This is a genomic window from Phenylobacterium parvum (assembly GCF_003150835.1).
Taxonomy (GTDB): Bacteria; Pseudomonadota; Alphaproteobacteria; order Caulobacterales; family Caulobacteraceae; genus Phenylobacterium; species Phenylobacterium parvum.
Map to the genome: position 1 here is coordinate 823330 of NZ_CP029479.1, position 17316 is coordinate 840645.

Below are 17316 nucleotides of genomic sequence, written 5' to 3' on the forward strand. Positions count from 1 at the left end.
GAGGGGGCCAAAGGCGACCGGGTTTGACCCCCTCAGCCGGCTTCGCCGGCAGCTCTCCCTGATGGGGAGCAATTGACTCTTCATTCCTCCCCCCAGGGGGAGGTGGACCGCGAAGCGGGCCGGAGGGGGTCAGCTGAGGCAGGGATTGACCTCGCTCAGTCCCCGCTGAACTTCCCCGGGCGCTTCTCGAAGAAGGCCGCCACCCCCTCCCGGAAGTCGTCGCTCAGGCGGGTCAGGAGATACTGGTCCCGGTCCATGAAGGTGGCGGCGTGGTGGTTCGCCTTGTCCAGGGCGTCCACCGCCTCCTTGGTCATGCGCACGGGCAGGGGCGGCAGGGCGGCGACCTTGGCGGCCCAACGCTGCGCCGCCTCGAGGGCGCCGCCGGCCGGGGCGACCTCCTCGCAGAAGCCCCAGGACAGGCCCTCGGCGGCGTGCACGGCCTCGCCGAACATGACGAACTGCTTGGCCCGCGCCGGCCCCACCAGGGCGTGGATTCGCGGAATGGACCGCCAGCTCATGTTGATGCCCAGGGGCACCTCCGGCAGGCGCAGGTAGGCGCCCTCGCCCAGGATGCGGAAGTCGCAGGCTGCGACCAGGGCGCAGCCGCCGCCGATGCAGTAGCCCTCGATGGCGGCGATGGTCACCGCCTCCACCTGCTCCCAGGCCTCGCACATGTCGGGCCCGGCCATGACGGCCTCCCGGGTCTCCAGGAGGGTCGGCCTGCGCCGTTCGCCCTGGGCGGCAAGGTCCGCGCCGGCGCTGAAATAGCGGTCCGAGCCGGTCAGGATCACCGTCGAGATGTCGGTCCGCCGCCGGATGGCGCGGGCGAACTCGGTCAGCTCCACCATCAGGCCGGTGTTCAGGGCGTTGCGGGCCTCGGGGCGATGCAGGCGCACCACCACGGTCGGGCCCTCCTGATCCACCTTCAGGAAGCGCCAGTCGCGGGCGACGGGGTCGTCCATCCTACTTCACCATCTCGAAGACGCCGCTGACCGTGATGCTGAGGTTCAGCTCCCCAGGGGCGACGGGCGGCGGCGGCGCGGCGTCCGCCATGGGCGCGGCCATGGCGTAGGCCTTCATCATCGGGCGGGGCTGGGGGACAAAGCCGCCCTCCGACAGGGCCGTCAGGCGCACGCCCCTGTGGCCCGTGGCCCGGGCGTAGAGGTCGGCCTTGGCGTTCAGCGCCTTCACCGCCGCCTCGCGCGCGGCGTTCTCGGCGGCGAGGGGGTTGGACAGGCCGAAGCTGACCTGGCCGGCGGAGTTGGCGCCGGCGCTGACCGTGGCGTCGATCACCGGCCCGAGGCGCGCCAGGTCGCGCACCGTGGCGGTCACCTGGTTGGCGGCCTGGTAGCCCCTCAGCTCCGGCGGGCGGCCGTTGGGATAGTCATACTGGGGCGAGATCGACAGGCCGCTGGTCTGCAGGTCACGGTCGGCCAGGCCCGCCTTCTTCAGGGCGGCCATCACCCGGGTCATCCGCTCGGAGTTCAGCCGCAGGGCCTCGCCGGCCGTGGGCGCCTCGGTGACCACGCCGAGGGAGACGGAGGCCATGTCCGGCGCCAGACGGCTGACGCCTTCAGCCGAGAGCGTCAGGGTGGCGGGGTCCTCGGCGGCCCAGGCGGGGCGCGCCGCCAGGAGGGGCAGGGCCAGGGTGAGGGCGAGGACGGCGGCGGTTGCGGTCTTCATGGGTCGGCGCTCCTTGTTCGGCAGTCAGCCTAGGACGCCCCCATCCCCGCGCCAACCCTCTGCGCCCGGGCCTGAACCGCGGCTGAACATCCCGGCGCCTTTCGACACGCCAGCCGCCATGCTAACCCGGCGCGGGGGCCTGTAGCTCAATGGTTAGAGCCGACCGCTCATAACGGTCTGGTTGCAGGTTCGAGTCCTGCCGGGCCCACCAGTGCTTCCCCCATTGCCACCACCCCCCAAACCCAGTTGGATGGGCCCCTGACCCTCCCGCACCGGGCGGGCGCTTAATGGGGAGAGACCGATGTTCTCGCACATCATGATCGGCACCAATGACCTGGAGAAGGCCAAGACCTTCTATGACGCCGTGCTCGGCACGCTGGGCGTGCCGCCGGCGCGGGTGGACGGGCACCGGATCTTCTACATCACGCCCACGGGCATCTTCTCGGTGAGCCTGCCGATCAATGGCGAGCCGGCCACCGCCGGCAACGGCGGCACCATCGGCTTCGCCTGCACCACGCCGGCCCAGGCCGACGCCTGGCACGCGGCGGGCGTCGCCTCGGGCGGGACGACCTGCGAGGACCCGCCGGGGGTGCGCGAGGGCGGCCAGGGCAAGCTCTACCTGGCCTATCTCCGCGATCCGGACGGCAACAAGCTGTGCGCCCTGCACCGCATGTGATCCGGGCCTGAGACGGCCCTGCACGAAATCGGGCGGCGTCCTTCGCGGGGCGCCGCCTTTTTCGTGGGCGGCCTTCAGCCTTCCGGCGGGAACCGCTCCAGCAGGGCGGCGGCCCGGGGCGGGCGGGGCAGGAGGACGCCGGAACAGTTCGGGCAGGCGCCGGCCAGCTCGCCCCCGGCGCACGCCTCGCAGAAGGTGCACTCGAAGGAGCAGATGAAGGCGCCGGTCCGGTCGGCGGGGAGGGCGGCGGCGCAGCGCTCGCAGGCGGATTTCATCTTCAGCATTCAGAGCTCGATCATGTCGAAGTCCGACTTGGGCGTCCCGCAGAGAGGGCAGATCCAGTCGGCGGGGATGTCGGCCCAGCGGGTGCCGGGGGCCAGGCCCTCCGGCGGGTCGCCGAACTCTTCCTCGTAGATGTAGCCGCAGGTGCGGCACTGCCAGGTCTTGAAGGCCTCGGCCACGGCGGCGCCCTCCGGCTCACGCCATCTTGAAGCGGATGGGCACCGACTTGGGGCCGCAGACGAAGTTGGCAACCATGTTACGGGGCGCGCCGTCCAGCTCCACGGCCTCCAGGCGGGGCAGGAGTTCCTCCCAGAGGATGCGCATCTCCATCCGCGCCAGGTGCTGGCCCAGGCAGACGTGGGCGCCGTAGCCGAAGGCCACGTGCTTGTTGGGGCTGCGGGTGACGTCGAAGCGGAAGGGGTCGGCGAACTGGGCCTCGTCCCGGTTGCCGGAGGGGTAGCAGAGCATCATCCAGTCGCCCTGGGCGATCTTCTTCCCGGCCAGCTCGGCGTCGGCGGTGGCGGTGCGCATGAAGTGCTTCACCGGCGTGACCCAGCGGATGGACTCCTCCACCAGGCCCGGGATCAGGGAAGGGTCGGCCTTGACCTTCCGGAACTGGTCCGGGTTCTCGGCCAGGGCCCACAGGGCGCCGGCGGTGGTGGACGAGGTGGTGTCGTGCCCGGCGGTGGCGGCGATGATGTAGTAGCTCATGGCCTCCAGGTGGCCGAGGGGCGCGCCGTTCACCTGGCCGTTGGCGATCACGCTGGCCAGGTCGTCGCGGGGCCTGGCCCGGCGGTCCTCGGTGATGCCGTTGAAGTACATCATGAAATCCATGACGACGGACTGGATGGTGTCGACGCCGTTGGCGTTGTTTCCCAGCTCCTCGCCGGTCCGGTTGACGTCCGGGTCGGCGCTGCCGAACAGCTCCTGGGTCAGCTTGAGCATGCGCGGTTCGTCGGACTCCGGCACGCCGATCACCTCCATGATGACGTGCAGGGGATAGAGGAAGGCCACGTCCCGGGCGAAGTCGCAGCGGCCGCCCTGGGCCGCCATGCGGTCGATGAAGCCCCGGGCGATCTCGCGGATGCGCTCCTCCAGCTTGCGCAGGTTCTGCGGCATGAACCAGCCCTGGGTCAGGCGCCGGTAGGCCATGTGGTCGGGGTTGTCCATCTGGACCAGGGAGCGGACGAGGTGGGGGCTGCCGCCCATCATCTCGCGCACCTTCCGGTCGGCCTCGATGGTGGTCAGGGTCGCCGACCGGTCGCCGTTGTGGAACAGCTCGTTCTGCCGCTCGACCTCCAGGATGTCGGCGTGGCGGGTGACCACCCAGAAGGGATCGAAGCCTTCCGGCTGGGCCTGCTCCAGCGGGGCTTCCCGGCGCAGGTAGGCGAAGGCGTCGTCGATCCGCTTGCCGTCGGCATAGGCGCGGGGGTCGACGAGGGTCTGGGCAATGTCCTGGGCGATCACGGGGCGGCTCCCTGAGTGAGTCCTGTGGCCCGGAGGCGGACCCGGCGGGACCATTTCATCAAGTGAGCGGCCGTTCAATAAGGGTCGATCCGGAGGGGCTGTTGACCCCCTCCGTCCCGCTTCGCGGTCCACCTCCCCCTGGGGGGAGGAATGACCCAGAAATTGCTCCCCCAAGGGGGAGCTCCGGACGAAGTCCGGTGAGGGGGTCAACGGCGCTCGGGTATCGTGAAACCCGGGGAGCCGCGCGCGACCTCAGCCCCCGGGCAGGCACAGGCCCGGGGCGGCGCCGGCGGGCCAGACCAGGGTGGCGATGGCGAAGGCGATGAGCGCGCCCCCGGCCGCGAGCCTCAGGGCGGGTCGCGCCCCGGCCCGGACAAGGCTGGAGGCGCCCAGAGCCGTCGCCGTCACCGAGGGCAGGACCCCCAGGGCGAAGCCGGCCATGACCAGGGCGCCGCGGCCCGGGGTTCCCGCCAGCAGGGCGTAGAGGAGGGCGGCGTAGACCATGCCGCAGGGGATCAGGCCCCAGGCCAGGCCCGCCGCCGTCGCCGCCAGGCCGCGCGCCGAGCGCCGGGCCTTCAGCATCCAGCGCCCGAGGGGCTGGAACAGTCGACCCAGGATGGCCGGGGAGGGGACGAGGCCCATCAGTCCCAGCGCCGTCCAGACCAGGACGGCGGCGCTGACCTTCTGCAGGATCCCGAAGGCCTCGGCCATGTCGAGGGCGCCGTAGAGCCCCGCCCCGGCCCAGCCGAGGGCCGCCCCCGCCGCCATGTAGCCCGCCGCCTTGCCCGCCTGGGCCTGGAGGAGGGCGATGAGCCGCCCGCCCGTCGAGGTCCCAGGCGCCGCCGCCAGGGCGATGGAGGCGGCGATGCCGCCGCACATGCCGGCGCAGTGCAGGCTGGAGGCCAGGCCTAGCAGCAGGCCGCCGCCGAAATCCAGGGTGATCATGCACAGCCTCGCCGCCGGTCGTCCGGTGCTGCTATAGAGGCGGCATGGCCGAAGCCTTCAACTCCGTAGAACTCCCCGTGGACAAGGCCGAGCGCTACGCCGCCCTGGCCGATGAGGTCGCCTCGGTCCTGGAGGGCGAGCCCGACCGGACCGCCCGCATGGCCGTGGTGGCCGGCATGCTGGCCCAGTCCTTCCCGCACTTCTTCTGGACGGGCTTCTACAGGGTCGACCCGGAGCGGCCGGGCGAGCTGGTCCTGGGCCCGTACCAGGGCACCCTCGGCTGCCTTCGCATTCCCTTCGGCAAGGGGGTCTGCGGGACGGCGGCCCAGCGGCGGGAAACGGTGGTCGTCGAGGATGTCCACGCCTTCCCCGGCCATATCGCCTGCGACTCCCGTTCCGCCAGCGAGATCGTCTGCCCGGTCTTCGACGCCGCCGGGGCGCTGATCGCCATCCTGGACGTCGACGCCGAGATCCCGGCGGCTTTCGATGCGACCGACGCAGAGGGCCTGAATCGCATCCTGGCGCAGACATTCTCGGCCTGAACCGGCCGCCCGGGGTTCGGAACGGCTTGGCTTCCCCCGCGTCCGCGGCCTATGTTCCCGCCCCGAAGCGCCCCGGGATCGCCCGGGGGCGAAGATGGGAGCGAAGACATGGCCGAGGCCTATATCGTTGCGGCGGGTCGCACCGCCGGCGGCCGCAAGGGCGGCAAGCTGAAGGACTGGCACCCGACGGACCTCGCCGCCGTCGTGCTGAACGACCTGGTCGACCGGACCTCGATTGATCCGGCCGCCGTCGAGGACGTGGTCATGGGCTGCGTCATGCAGGTGGGCGAGCAGTCCACCAACGTCGCCCGCAACGCCGTGCTGGCCTCCAAGCTGCCCGAGAGCGTGCCCGCCACCAGCGTCGACCGCCAGTGCGGCTCGTCCCAGCAGGCCCTGCAGTTCGCCGCCCAGGCGGTCATGTCCGGCACCATGGACGTGGTCATCGCCGCCGGCGTCGAGAGCATGAGCCGCGTGCCCATGGGCCTGTCGGTCTCCCTGCCGGCCCAGAACGGCTTTGGCGTGCCCAAGAGCCCCTGGCAGGAAGAGCGCTATCCCGGCATCCAGTTCTCCCAGTTCATGGGCGCGGAAATGGTCGCCGAGAAGTACAACCTGACCAAGGACCAGCTGGACGAGTACAGCTATCGCAGCCACCAGCGCGCGATCGCGGCGACCCAGGCCGGCGCCTTCAAGGACGAGATCATCGGCGTCGAGATCAAGGACGCCGACGGCAACACCGTCATCCACTCCGTGGACGAGGGCATCCGCTTCGACGCCAGCCTCGACGGCATCCGCGGCGTGAAGCTGCTGCGTGAGGGCGGCCGGATCACGGCGGCCTCCTCCAGCCAGATCTGCGACGGCGCCTCGGGCGTCATGGTGGTCTCGGAGCGCGCCCTGAAGGAGCACAACCTGACGCCCCTGGCCCGCATCCACCACCTGTCGGTCATGGGCCATGACCCGGTGATCATGCTGGAAGCCCCGCTTCCCGCCACCGAGCGCGCCCTTAAGCGGGCCGGCATGAAGGTCGAGGACATCGACGTCTTCGAGGTCAACGAGGCCTTCGCCTCGGTGCCGGTCGCCTACCTCCAGCGCCTCGGCGTCGACCCCGAGAAGCTCAACATCAACGGCGGCGCCATCGCCCTGGGCCACCCCCTCGGCGCCTCGGGCACCAAGCTGATGGCGACCCTGCTCAACGCCCTCAAGGGCAAGGGCGGCCGCTACGGCCTGCAGACCATGTGCGAAGGCGGTGGTCTGGCCAACGTGACCATCATCGAGCGCCTGTAAGGCGCCGGTGACCGGCAGACGGATCGTCGTCACGGGGGCCTTCGGGGTCCTCGGCGCTGCGGTGGCGAAGGCCGCTGCGGCGGACGGCGGCCGCCTCGCCCTCCTGGACTTTGCGCCCGCGCCCCCGGACGGCCTCGTCGCCGACTGTGGGCCGGGCGTTTTCGTGCGTGGCGGGGTCGACCTGACCGATCCGGCCTCCGCCGGGCCGGCGCTGGACGCCGCCGCCGCCGCCCTGGGCGGGATCGACGCCCTGCTCAACATCGCCGGCGGCTTCGCCTGGGAAACGCTGGATGGCGGTGAGGCCGCCACCTGGGACCGGCTCTACCGGATGAACGTGACGACGGCGGCCAACGCCTGCCGCGCCGCCCTGCCGCACCTGCGCGCCTCGGCGGCCGGGCGGATCGTCAATGTCGGCGCCAACGCCGCCCTGCGCTCGGGCGCGGGCATGGGCGCCTACGCCGCCTCCAAGGCCGGGGTCCATCGCCTGACCGAAAGCCTCGCCGAGGAGCTGAAGGCCGACCGGATCACGGTCAACGCCGTCCTGCCCTCCATCCTCGACACCCCCGCCAACCGGGCCGACATGCCCAAGGCCGACCCCGCGCTCTGGGTCTCTCCGGCGGAGCTTTCCGCCGTCATCCTCTTCCTCGCCTCCGAGGCGGCCTCCGCCGTGACCGGGGCCCTGGTCCCGGTGACCGGACGGGTCTGAAACCCGGTAGGCGCCTTTTTGCTGGCCCTTGCGGGCGTTGCGGGTCAGACTCAGGCCTCGGGAGGGTTGTGTTTCCATGCTTGTGTCCGTTCTCGCCGTGGTCTCCGGCCTGGCCCTCGCCGACCCTCAGGCATCCCAGGGCCCAGCCCCGGCCCCAACCCCGGTCCCGGCGCCGCCCGCTGCCGAAGCGACGGCCGCCGCCCCGGCGACGCCCCCCGTCCAGCAGGGTGTGATCTCCTATCCCCCGTCCTTCTTCGCCGACGTGGGCCCCTCCACCGCCCTGGAGATGGTCCAGCGCCTTCCCGGCTTCAGCTTCGACCGCGGCGCCGCGGTGCGGGGCCTGTCCGGTTCCGGCGGGAACGTCCTCATCGACGGTGAGCCTCCTGTCTCCAAGAATGACAGCCTTGAGGAGATCCTCCGACGCATCCCGGTCTCTTCGGTCCAGCGCATCGACGTCGTCCGCGGCAGCGCCCCAGGCATCGACATGCAGGGCCGCACGGTGATCGCCAACGTCATCCGCAAGTCTTCCTCCGGCGTGAAGGGAGCTTTTGTCTGGACCATGTGGCCCATCGGCGATGGCCGGTTTTTCTATGGCCCCAGGGCTGAGATGCAGCTGCGGCAGGGACAGCGCCTGATTGAGCTTTCGTTCGTCCTGGGCAAGGGCCCCAATGACACCGCGGGTGACGGCGACCGGATCCGGGTCGACGCGAACGGCAACACCCTCATCCGTTCGAACATCGACTTTGACGCCCAGGGGGCCCGCCGTTGGCTGGTCGGGGCCTTCGAGACGCCTTTCGCCGGCGGCCGCCTGCGGCTCAACGCCGCCTACATCGGCGGGGAGGCGGACAGCGAGTACTATGACGACATCCTGTTTCCTTCCGTCTACCGCGAGTACCAGTACTTTTCGGAGGATCGGGCCCAGAGCGAGATGGGGCTCCGCTGGAACCGGCGCGCCGGAGCGAACCAGGTCGACGTGGTCGCCTTCCAGCAGTGGAACAAGACGGACAACTACTCCCGCTTCGACAGCCCAACCCTTTCCCGGCTTTTCCTGAACACGAAGGACATCTCCGAGACGGTCTCCCGCGTGAACCTGCGCCGGACGGTCAGCCCTTCCCTGAATCTCGAGGCCGGAGTGGAGGGCGCCCTGAACACACTGGACTCGGCGACCAGCCTGAAGATCAACACTACGGTCATCCCGCTGCCGGCCGCCAATGTGCGGGTGGAGGAGAAGCGCGGCGAGGTGTTCGGGTTGGCGGCCTGGAGGGTCTCGCCTAAGCTGGCCCTCGAATTCGGCGTCCGCCAGGAGGCCTCCACCGTGACCTCGACCGGGGACGTGGAACTCGAGAAATCCCTGGCCTTCACCAAGCCCCGGCTGACGGCGACCTGGGCGCCGATTGACGACCTTCAGGTGAGGGGACGCATCGAGCGCGAGGTGACCCAGCTCAACTTCGACGACTTCGTCGCCAACAACAGCGTCACCCAGACTGGTGCGGTCGTCGCCGGAAACCCGGACCTTTCGCCCATGCAGGCCTGGGTGGCGGAACTGGCGGTGGAGCGCCGTTTCCTCAAGCAGGGGGTGGCGATCGTCACCGTGCGCCGGTGGGAACTGAAGGACGTGATCGACCGGGCGCCGGTCTACCTCGGCAACCTGGTCGCTGATGCTCCCGCCAACATCGGGGATGGCTGGCGCAATGAAATCCAGTTCAGCCTGAGCGCGCCCCTGGACCGTCTGGGCCTGAAGCAGGCCACCCTCAAGGCCCAGGTGTCCCTGCGCGAGACCGAGGTCACGGACCCCACGACCGGTGATCCACGGCCCATCTCATCCCTGCTGACCTTCGGCGCCCCGCCGCCCATCTCCGCGGTCCGCGAAACCGAGTGGGAGCTCCACTACACCCAGGACCTTCCGAAGCTGAAGTCCACCTGGGGTTTCGACATCATCGGGCCCTACATCGACCACTACTACAGGCTCTCGGAGATCGAGACCCAGAAAAGCGAGATCAGCATCCTGATCTTCGGGGAATGGAAGGCGCGTCCGGATATCTCACTTCGGGTGGAGCTCCAGTCCCTGGCCAAGGACACCGCCCGGGTCCGCGACGTCTGGTCGGGTCCGCGGAATACGGCGCCCCTGCAGTACAGGGACTTCCGCAACCTCCAGTACGACGGCGCCATCCAGTTCCGCCTGCGCAAGACCTTCGGCTGAGGCGGGGGCCTCAGGGGGTCTTGGGGGCGATCCGCCAGATCGCCTTGCCGCTGTCGTCCGCCACCAGCAGGGCGCCCTTGCCGTCGACCGCCACGCCGACCGGCCGGCCGCGAGTCTTGCCGTCCCCGGTCAGGAAGCCGTCGAGGAAGACTTCCGGCGGCCCGGAGGGCTTGCCGCCCGCGAAGGGCACGAAGACCACCCGGTAGCCGTTGAAGGGCTTGCGGTTCCAGGAGCCGTGCTGGCCGACGAAGGCGCCGCCCCGGTACTTTTCGGGGAAGGCTTCCGCCCGGTAGAAGGCCAGACCCAGAGAGGCCGTGTGGGAGCCCAGGGCGTAGTCGGGCTTCAGGGCCTTGGCCACGAGGTCGGGGCGCTGGGGCTGCACACGTTCGTCGACGATCTGGCCGAAATAGCTGTAGGGCCAGCCGTAGAAGCCGCCGTCCCGAACGCTGGTCATGTAGTCGGGCACGAGGTCCGGCCCCAGCTCGTCCCGCTCGTTCACGGTCGTCCAGAGAGCGCCGGTGACGGGCTCGAAGTCCAGGCCGTTGGGGTTGCGCAGGCCGGTGGCGAACAGCCGCCCGGTCTTGGCGACGGGGTCGATCGCCCAAATGGCCGCCCGGCCTTCCTCTTCGGCCATGCCGTTCTCGCCGATGTTCGAGTTGGAGCCTACGGTGGCGTAGAGGGTCTTGCCGTCGGGGCTGGCGAAGACGTTCTTGGTCCAATGGTGATTGCGGCCGGCGGGCAGGTCGAAGACCCGCTCAGGCTGACCGGAGACCTTGGTGTCGCCGGCCTTGTACGGCAGGCGCACGATCCCGTCGTCCTGGGCGACGTAGAGGCTGTCGCCCACCAGGGTCATGCCGAAGGGGCGCCGGATGTTCTCGGCGAAGGCGGTCTGGAGCTCCGCCAGGCCGTCGCCGTCGGCGTCGCGCAGCAGGGTGATCCGGTTCGGGCTAGTCCTCTGGATGGCGCCTGCCTGACCCATCAACAGGTTGGCGACGTGGTCGCGGAAGCCGGGCTTGCCCTTCTTCTCCGAGGAGGACTCCGCCACCAGGACGTCGCCGTTCGGCAGGACCAGGAGCCAGCGGGGATGGGCCAGGGCGCCGGCGAAGCGGGTGACCTTGAAGCCCTCAGGCGCCCGGGGCGCTTCCGAGCCCGTCCAGCCCACCGGCTTGGCGATGGCGATCTGCGGCGCCAGGGCCTGGGAAGGCGGGGGCAGTTTCGGGTCCGGGCCAAACCCCGCCAGGGGGTCAGGCGAACCGCCGGCGGAGCAGGCGGCGAGGACGAAGACGGCGCCCAGGGCCAGGGGCCGAAGCTTTCGGGTCAGCATGTCCGGATCTCCTTGAACTTCCATAATCGCCCGCCGAGGCGGGAACGCCAAGGGGCCGTTGACGCGGGGCGTGAAGCGGCCGAGCCTTCCCCTGCGTGACCGGCCCGCTCCGGGCCGGCGCACATGGGAGGGAAAAATGCCGATTGAACTCAGGCTTCTTGTTTATTCGACCGCCCTGCTTCTTGTCCTTGTGGTCATCCAGGCCGTGGCCGGTGTCCGTTCCAAGGGTCTTCAGGTCATGGCGGACGCCCGCGACGGGCTCAGCCCGCCCGAAGGGTTCCATGCCCGCGCCCTGCGGGTGGTGGACAACCACCGAGAGGGGCTGACCCTCTTTGCCCCCCTGATCCTCGTCGCCGCGGCGACAGGCAACCTGGGCGGGGCGGCGACGGTTCTGGGCGCCAAGCTTTTCTTCTATTCCCGCCTGGCCCACGCGGTCATCTACCTGGCGGGCCTGCCCAAGATCCGTCCGCTGGCCTGGGTCGTGGGCCTGGTCGGGACCCTGATGGTCCTTGCCGCCGTCCTCGGGATCGCCTGATCCCGGCCCAGTCGCGTGGATGTCGCGGGCCGGCGTCTCGCCGCCGGTCCGCGCCTTCCTGACCCGCGTTGACCTTGCCGGGGAAGCAGCCAAGCATGAACCTGCAGGCCGGCATACGGGAAGGAAGACCATGGCGTTCAGGACCGAACAGGAAGCCTTCTGGGCGGGCGGCTTCGGTGACGACTACATGTCGCGGAACCAGGGCGAGAAGCTCATCACCTCGAACGTGGTCCTGTTCGGGAACATCCTCCGCTCCGCGCCCGGCGTCCGCTCCGTGGTGGAGCTGGGCTGCAATATCGGCCTGAACCTGCAGGCCCTGAACCGGATTGACCCGGAAATCGCCCTGCGCGGCTACGAGATCAACGCCAACGCCGCACAGAAGGCGCGCGACCTGGGGATCGCTGACATCCACCAGCAGACCATCCTCGAGACCCTCCCCGACGAGGGACGACATGACCTCGCCTTCACCAAGGGGGTCCTCATCCACATTCACCCGGACGAGCTTCCGAGGGTCTACGACAACCTCTTCGCGCTCTCGCGGCGCTACATCCTGGTCTGCGAGTACTACAACCCCAGCCCGGTGACGGTGACTTATCGCGGAAACGCGGACCGTCTCTTCAAGCGGGACTTCGCCGGCGAGTTGATGGATCGCTTCGGCCTCAGGCTGGTCGATTACGGATTCACCTACCGGCGGGACAACTATTTCCCGCAGGACGACAGCACCTGGTTTCTTCTGGAAAAGCCGCTCTGAGGCGGAGGCGCGAGCGCTGGGGCCCGGCGCAGGCGGACCGGCGCCGGGGCGCCGGTCCGTGACGCGGGTCTTAGCCCAGGGCGTCCTTGAGAGCCTTGGCGGGCTTGAACTTCAGGGCCTTCGAAGCGGCGATCTGGATGGTCGCGCCGGTCGAGGGGTTGCGGCCCGTACGGGCCGGCTTGGACTGGACGGCGAACTTGCCGAAGCCGGGCACGGAAACTTCGTCGCCCTTGGCGGCGGCGTCGCGGATGGCCGCGAAGGTGGCCTCGATCGCGGCCTTGGCCTGGGCCTTGGTGAGCTTGGAGTCGGTCGCAGCGACGGCGTCGACCAGGTCGGAGATGTTCATGAGATACCTTTCAAGCAGGGAATCGCTTGGCAAGACCCTGCCAAGCCCCGCCGCATATGTCACCTGCGGGAAATGCCAGAATGAGCTTGGAATCCGGCGTTTCTGGGGTCGTTGACCTGGCCTGGCGCCCAGCGAGCGGCCTTACGCACTTCCGCAGACCGCTCGGCATCCCCCGCCGAAGCCCTCGTTTGAGGTAGGCCTGACCGTATCGGCCCGGCGTGACGGCCAGCGCCTAGCCCGAAGCGCCACCACCGCAGGGCGCACCGCCAGGAGCGCTAGGGCCGGGACCACGCTGCCGGGTACGAAGAAAAGGTGGGTGCAGGTCGCGCCGACCATCAGCTAAGCCAGCCCCGAGGCGGCGGCGATGGCGAGCCTCGGGACGAGCAGTCCGATCGCCCCTGCAAGCTCAAGCACGCCGATCAGGATGCGGAGCCACTGCCCGTACCCAGCGCCTCGATTGTCGCCACGGCCTCATGGTAGCCGGTGAACTTACGATACGCGGTCATGGGCAAGACCAGGGCCAGGGTGATCTGGAGCATCCATGCAAGGCGCATTCGCCAGTCCGTCGAGGGGATCTTCGGCGCCCTGGCTCAGGCTGCCCTTCGCGCTGTCCGGAAGGCCGAGCCCACAGCCCAGAGCCATGTCGCAGCCGTGGTGACCAGCAGGACTGGCGGGCCCACGAATTCGAAGGCCCAGAACAGCGCTCCACCTCCGAGGAAGAGCAGGGCGAGCTGGACCTTCGTCACCAGTCCCTCCTGCAACGCGCTACGGGCGATGAGCAGATTCACTGGGACATAGAGGAGCAGCGCCGTGATCAGTCCCGGGCTGAAGTCCGAGAAGGCGATGGTCCCGCCCAGGTGGAACAGGGCGTTGTGGACCTGTGTGGCCATCAGGAAGAGGATCGCCGCGCAGGCGGTAACCCGGGTGCGCAGGGTGGCGTGGAGAAGCAGGTAGACCAGGGTGACGCCAGAGAGGACGACAAGGACGGCCTCGGTGCTCAAGGCGTTGTTGTCCGGGAAGTAGCGCAGTCGCCACTCCCTGAAATTGAACAGGAGGTGCTCCTCGCCGTGGTGGATGGCGTAGGCCAGCGGGGCCAGGAGCAGGGCGGTCTGAAAGGGCAGGCGGGGCAAGGGCGGTCTCCGGGCTGTCTCGCCTATCTTGCAGGCCACTTATTTGACTATCCAGTCAGTTAGTGGATCGATACACCCCGTCCATGACTTCCAGACCCCGCTACAGGGGGCTTCGCCGGACATCGAACCGGGAGGCCCTGATGCTCGCTGCGGAAGAATTGCTCGGCGGGCGCGCCGCCAGCGCGGTTTCGGTGGACGAGATCGTCGACCGGGCCGGAGTGGCCAAGGGCACCTTCTACAATCACTTTTCCAGCAAGGAGGATCTCGGCTGGCAACTGGCGCAGGCGATCCGCCTTGAGGTGCGGGACCGGATTGCAGACCGGAAGGTGGTGAGTTCCGATCCGGCCGTGCACCTCGCCATCGCCGTCATCCTCTTCCTGGACCTGGCCCGTCGACGGCCGAACCGCGCCCGGATCCTGTCGATCCTGCTGTCGCAGGTCTCGGATGCCGACGCCGAACCGAACAGCAGGGTCCGCCAGACCCTTGACGCCGGCAGGTCGGTTGGCCGGTTCAGGTTCGGTTCCATCGACGCTGCGATGATCGCGGTGATCGGCATTGTCTCCGCCGGCATCCAGAGCCTTGTCGATCACGAGGTCCCGGATGCGGGTGAACGGATCGCCAGCCTCGCTGCTCACGCCCTCGCCAGCCTCGGGCTCTCGCGGGAAGACGCAGACGACGTGGTCGGCCACCCCCTGCTGGCGGGGCTCGTTCAGGACTGAGATCGACCTGTACCGCCGCCCTGACCCCGGCAGTTGCTGGGTTCGCCCGGTTTGCATGGGCGATGCCCCCGGTCTAATCACGCGCCAAGGCCGCGCCCACCCGATCCCGGCGAGTGGGCGGGCGGTGAAAAATGCACTCGACATGACCACGTCAGCCCACCGCTTCTCCGTCGCCCCGATGATGGACTGGACGGACCGTCATTGCCGGTCCTTCCACCGGGTGCTGACGCGGCGCGCCCTCCTCTATTCCGAGATGGTCACCAGCGCCGCCGTGCTGCATGGCGACCGCGATCGCCTGCTGGGTTTCGATCCGGCCGAGCATCCCGTCGCCCTTCAGCTGGGCGGCAGCGACCCGGGCGAGCTGGCGCAGGCGGCGCGGATCGGCGAGGCCTTCGGCTACGACGAGATCAACCTGAACGTCGGCTGTCCGTCCGACCGGGTGCAGTCCGGGCGCTTCGGCGCCTGCCTGATGCTGGAGCCCGCCCTCGTGGCCGACTGCATGGCGGCGATCCGCGCGGTGGTCCGGGTTCCGGCCACCGTGAAGTGCCGGATCGGGGTGGACGACCAGGACCCGGAGGCCAGCCTGTTCACCCTGGTGGACGCCTGCGCGGCGGCGGGGGTGGAGACCTTCATCGTCCATGCGCGCAAGGCGATCCTGAAGGGCCTGTCGCCCAAGGAGAACCGGGACATCCCGCCCCTGAACTACGATCTGGTCCGGCGGCTGAAGCAGGAACGGCCAGGCCTGACCATCGTCCTCAACGGCGGGATCGGCGGGCTGGACGCCGCCGAGGACCTGCTGGCCGACTTTGACGGGGTCATGCTGGGCCGCGCCGCCTACCATGACCCGGGGCTGCTGGGAGAGGTGGACGCCCTGATCTTCGGCGAGGGCGAGGTCGTGACGCCGGAGGCGGCTGTGGAGGCCTACCTGCCCTATGTGGAGGCGCGCCTGGCGGAAGGCGTGCCCCTGGCGGCCATGACCCGGCACATGCTGGGCCTGTTCCAGGGCCGGCGCGGGGCGCGGGCCTGGCGGCGCCTGCTGACGGTGGAGTCGGTGCGGCCCGGGGCGGACGTGCAGGTGATCCTGCGGGCCCTGGCCGAGGTCGCCGGATCAGGGGTGCAGTCGGAGGGTGTCCGGGTTGGCCTCGAAGCCGGAGAGCCGCCTCAGGAAGCTCATGCCCAGCAGTGAGGCGTCGGTGTCCCGGTCCAGGACCAGGGCGTCGACATTCCGCACCACGGCGCCGTCGACGGCCACCGAGGGCAGGGTGATGCGCGCCGCCCGGGCCTCGCCGGCGGCGGTGGCCACCTTCAGGCCGTAGGTCAGGGAGTCCGGGTCCAGGCCTATCCGCCGGGCGTCGGCGGCGGTGAGGGACACCACAGTGGCGCCGGTGTCGACCAGCATGCGGACTGACTGGCCATTGATCTGCGCCTGCGCCCAGTAGTGGCCGTCCCGTCCCATGGCGATGGCGGCCGGCGGCGGTGCGGCGGGGCGGGGCACGGGCAGGAGGGCCGTGGAGGCGCGGACCGCCGGGGCGAGCACCATAACCGCCTGGCCAGCGGCGACCGCGACGACGGCGGCGGTCAGGGCCAGGACGGCCTTCCTCTGCATGTCCGCCGTCCCTCCGGATCCGGTTCCAACGGAGCGGAAGCTAGTCCGGGATGGTTAGCCGGATGTGAACGGGCCGGGCCGCAGGACGGCCTCAGAGCTGGCCGAAGCGGATCTCGTCTGAGCCGGCGGGCAGGTCGATGGTCATGCCGTCCCGGGCCAGCCGCCAGTCGAGCGGGCCGCCGGCGTCCATGCCCCGGGTAAAGGCCTCGGGCGTGAAGATCGGCAGGCCCGCCTGGGTCAGGTGATAGAGCACCAGCCGCCTTGCCCCGCCGCCCGGGCGATGTCCGCGGCTTCCACCGGGGTGGTGTGGTAGGTCAGGGTATCGGCCATCATCGAGCTCGTCCGGGCGTTGCCCATACCCTTCAGGGCCTGGGAGAGCTGGCGGGTCATGGCTTCGCTCTGGGCCTCATGCAACATGACGTCGACGCCCTTCGAGGCTTCGGCGAAGGCGGGCCACTTCATCGTGTCGCCACTGATCGAGACCGACCGTCCACGGTAGTCGAAGCGGTAACCGAAGGCCGGGCTCACGGGGTCATGGGACACCCGGATCGCGGTCACGGTCAGGTCCCCGTCGCGCAAGGCCGTCGCGGTGGATGCGCCCGCCGGGATGCGGATGACCCGGGGCTCGATCCGGCCGGCGGCGATGGAGAAGCGGAAGCCGTCGCGCTCGTGGTGCGCGCGGCGGAAGACATGGTCGTTCTCGTAGGCCTGGTTGAACCCTCGCGCGACCTTGTCGACCCCCGAGGGGCCAACCAGGGCCAGGGGACGCTCGCGGCCCTGGACCCAGCTCTGCATGTTGAACTCGCCGAGGTCGCCGATGTGATCGGAATGCAGGTGGGTGAGGAAGACCGCCCTGGCCACGCTCACCGGCAGGCGCCAGGTCATCAGGTTCTCGGTGGACTCCGGTCCGACGTCCACAAGGTAAAGGGCGCCCGCCGCCTGGACGACGATGCAGGGTTTGGCCCGGTCCCGCACGGGCAGCGGCCCCGAGGTGCCCGCAAGAACGACTTTCAGGCCGTCGCCCGCCGTCTGGGCGGCGGCGGGGGTTGCGGCGAGGGCGGCGAGGGCCGCCATCAGATGTCTCCGGTTCATGCCGGGCGGCTCCTTCATGTGGGTTGGGGGT

The 17316-nt window shown here is 69.8% G+C and carries 23 protein-coding genes and 1 tRNA gene; 10 read left to right on the forward strand and 14 right to left on the reverse strand.

The window, feature by feature from the left end; all coding sequences use genetic code 11:
* Positions 1 to 155 precede the first annotated feature (155 nt).
* Together HYN04_RS03900 and HYN04_RS03905 are read right to left on the reverse strand one after the other, a co-directional pair.
* Entirely contained in the window at positions 156 to 962 is an 807-nt protein-coding gene (locus HYN04_RS03900) for an enoyl-CoA hydratase/isomerase family protein (RefSeq protein WP_110449541.1), read from the reverse strand.
* Position 963: 1 nt separating this feature from the next.
* Positions 964 to 1683: an SIMPL domain-containing protein gene (locus HYN04_RS03905; RefSeq protein ID WP_110449542.1), complete on the reverse strand. Its 720-nt coding sequence runs from the start codon at positions 1681 to 1683 to the stop codon at positions 964 to 966.
* Between the two features lie 135 nt (positions 1684 to 1818).
* On the opposite strand from HYN04_RS03905, the gene HYN04_RS03910 reads away from it, so the two are divergent.
* Together HYN04_RS03910 and HYN04_RS03915 are read left to right on the forward strand one after the other, a co-directional pair.
* Positions 1819 to 1894 (forward strand) — tRNA-Ile (locus HYN04_RS03910).
* 90 nt (positions 1895 to 1984) lie between these two features.
* The gene (locus HYN04_RS03915; RefSeq protein ID WP_110449543.1) at positions 1985 to 2359 is read left to right on the forward strand and encodes a VOC family protein; all 375 of its coding nucleotides are present in this window, start codon (positions 1985 to 1987) and stop codon (positions 2357 to 2359) included.
* 74 nt (positions 2360 to 2433) lie between these two features.
* On the opposite strand, the gene HYN04_RS03920 is transcribed toward HYN04_RS03915, so the two are convergent.
* The 4 genes from HYN04_RS03920 to HYN04_RS03935 form a co-directional block, all read right to left on the reverse strand.
* Complete coding sequence (locus HYN04_RS03920; protein WP_110449544.1) at positions 2434 to 2643, reverse strand: DUF1272 domain-containing protein; 210 nt, start codon at positions 2641 to 2643, stop codon at positions 2434 to 2436.
* Complete coding sequence (locus HYN04_RS03925; protein WP_110449545.1) at positions 2644 to 2820, reverse strand: rubredoxin; 177 nt, start codon at positions 2818 to 2820, stop codon at positions 2644 to 2646. It lies immediately after the preceding gene.
* Between the two features lie 16 nt (positions 2821 to 2836).
* Positions 2837 to 4108: a cytochrome P450 gene (locus tag HYN04_RS03930; protein WP_241962689.1), complete on the reverse strand. Its 1272-nt coding sequence runs from the start codon at positions 4106 to 4108 to the stop codon at positions 2837 to 2839.
* Positions 4109 to 4360: 252 nt separating this feature from the next.
* Positions 4361 to 5053, reverse strand: a complete 693-nt coding sequence (locus HYN04_RS03935) for a sulfite exporter TauE/SafE family protein (protein WP_110449547.1) — start codon at positions 5051 to 5053, stop codon at positions 4361 to 4363.
* A 44-nt stretch (positions 5054 to 5097) separates the two neighbouring features.
* On the opposite strand from HYN04_RS03935, the gene HYN04_RS03940 reads away from it, so the two are divergent.
* The 4 genes from HYN04_RS03940 to HYN04_RS03960 all read left to right on the forward strand — a co-directional run bounded on the left by HYN04_RS03940 (position 5098) and on the right by HYN04_RS03960 (position 9782).
* On the forward strand, positions 5098 to 5595 hold the full coding sequence (locus HYN04_RS03940; protein WP_110449548.1) for a GAF domain-containing protein: 498 nt from the start codon (positions 5098 to 5100) through the stop codon (positions 5593 to 5595).
* Positions 5596 to 5703: 108 nt separating this feature from the next.
* A complete protein-coding gene (locus tag HYN04_RS03945; RefSeq protein WP_110449549.1) occupies positions 5704 to 6876 on the forward strand; it encodes an acetyl-CoA C-acetyltransferase in 1173 nt (390 codons plus the stop codon).
* A 7-nt stretch (positions 6877 to 6883) separates the two neighbouring features.
* Complete coding sequence (locus HYN04_RS03950) at positions 6884 to 7582, forward strand: SDR family NAD(P)-dependent oxidoreductase (protein ID WP_110449550.1); 699 nt, start codon at positions 6884 to 6886, stop codon at positions 7580 to 7582.
* A 76-nt stretch (positions 7583 to 7658) separates the two neighbouring features.
* Positions 7659 to 9782, forward strand: a complete 2124-nt coding sequence (locus tag HYN04_RS03960; protein ID WP_162599529.1) for a TonB-dependent receptor plug domain-containing protein — start codon at positions 7659 to 7661, stop codon at positions 9780 to 9782.
* Positions 9783 to 9792: 10 nt separating this feature from the next.
* Here the strand turns inward: HYN04_RS03960 and HYN04_RS03965 are convergent, their stop codons facing one another.
* Positions 9793 to 11106 (reverse strand): PQQ-dependent sugar dehydrogenase, encoded by a 1314-nt coding sequence (locus HYN04_RS03965; RefSeq protein WP_110449553.1) that lies wholly within the window; start codon positions 11104 to 11106, stop codon positions 9793 to 9795.
* Positions 11107 to 11242: 136 nt separating this feature from the next.
* Here HYN04_RS03965 and HYN04_RS03970 point away from each other — a divergent pair, with 136 nt between their 5' ends.
* The gene (locus tag HYN04_RS03970) at positions 11243 to 11641 is read left to right on the forward strand and encodes an MAPEG family protein (protein ID WP_110449554.1); all 399 of its coding nucleotides are present in this window, start codon (positions 11243 to 11245) and stop codon (positions 11639 to 11641) included.
* A 130-nt stretch (positions 11642 to 11771) separates the two neighbouring features.
* Positions 11772 to 12392, forward strand: coding sequence for a pseudaminic acid biosynthesis-associated methylase (locus tag HYN04_RS03975; protein ID WP_110451293.1), 621 nt, complete (start codon positions 11772 to 11774; stop codon positions 12390 to 12392).
* Positions 12393 to 12462: 70 nt separating this feature from the next.
* Here the strand turns inward: HYN04_RS03975 and HYN04_RS03980 are convergent, their stop codons facing one another.
* The 4 genes from HYN04_RS03980 to HYN04_RS03990 all read right to left on the reverse strand — a co-directional run bounded on the left by HYN04_RS03980 (position 12463) and on the right by HYN04_RS03990 (position 13868).
* Positions 12463 to 12738 carry an HU family DNA-binding protein gene (locus HYN04_RS03980; protein ID WP_110449555.1) on the reverse strand — a complete coding sequence of 92 codons (276 nt, stop codon included), beginning with the start codon at positions 12736 to 12738 and terminating at the stop codon, positions 12463 to 12465.
* Between the two features lie 339 nt (positions 12739 to 13077).
* Positions 13078 to 13152, reverse strand: coding sequence for a hypothetical protein (locus tag HYN04_RS13810; RefSeq protein ID WP_422385667.1), 75 nt, complete (start codon positions 13150 to 13152; stop codon positions 13078 to 13080).
* 5 nt (positions 13153 to 13157) lie between these two features.
* The gene (locus tag HYN04_RS13760; RefSeq protein WP_277870416.1) at positions 13158 to 13292 is read right to left on the reverse strand and encodes a hypothetical protein; all 135 of its coding nucleotides are present in this window, start codon (positions 13290 to 13292) and stop codon (positions 13158 to 13160) included.
* 36 nt (positions 13293 to 13328) lie between these two features.
* Positions 13329 to 13868 (reverse strand): HXXEE domain-containing protein, encoded by a 540-nt coding sequence (locus HYN04_RS03990; RefSeq protein ID WP_162599530.1) that lies wholly within the window; start codon positions 13866 to 13868, stop codon positions 13329 to 13331.
* Between the two features lie 83 nt (positions 13869 to 13951).
* On the opposite strand from HYN04_RS03990, the gene HYN04_RS03995 reads away from it, so the two are divergent.
* Both HYN04_RS03995 and dusA read left to right on the forward strand, forming a co-directional pair.
* Positions 13952 to 14587, forward strand: a complete 636-nt coding sequence (locus HYN04_RS03995; RefSeq protein WP_110449557.1) for a TetR/AcrR family transcriptional regulator — start codon at positions 13952 to 13954, stop codon at positions 14585 to 14587.
* Between the two features lie 142 nt (positions 14588 to 14729).
* On the forward strand, positions 14730 to 15773 hold the full coding sequence (gene dusA, locus HYN04_RS04000) for a tRNA dihydrouridine(20/20a) synthase DusA (protein ID WP_110449558.1): 1044 nt from the start codon (positions 14730 to 14732) through the stop codon (positions 15771 to 15773).
* On the opposite strand, the gene HYN04_RS04005 is transcribed toward dusA, so the two are convergent.
* The 3 genes from HYN04_RS04005 to HYN04_RS04010 all read right to left on the reverse strand — a co-directional run bounded on the left by HYN04_RS04005 (position 15696) and on the right by HYN04_RS04010 (position 17285).
* Complete coding sequence (locus HYN04_RS04005) at positions 15696 to 16193, reverse strand: TIGR02281 family clan AA aspartic protease (RefSeq protein ID WP_110449559.1); 498 nt, start codon at positions 16191 to 16193, stop codon at positions 15696 to 15698. The two genes, dusA and HYN04_RS04005, sit on opposite strands and share 78 nt — an antisense overlap.
* A 91-nt stretch (positions 16194 to 16284) precedes the next feature.
* Positions 16285 to 16446, reverse strand: coding sequence for a hypothetical protein (locus HYN04_RS13400; RefSeq protein ID WP_162599531.1), 162 nt, complete (start codon positions 16444 to 16446; stop codon positions 16285 to 16287).
* Positions 16431 to 17285: an MBL fold metallo-hydrolase gene (locus HYN04_RS04010; protein ID WP_162599532.1), complete on the reverse strand. Its 855-nt coding sequence runs from the start codon at positions 17283 to 17285 to the stop codon at positions 16431 to 16433. The genes HYN04_RS13400 and HYN04_RS04010 overlap by 16 nt, the downstream gene beginning before the upstream one ends.
* Positions 17286 to 17316 lie beyond the last annotated feature (31 nt).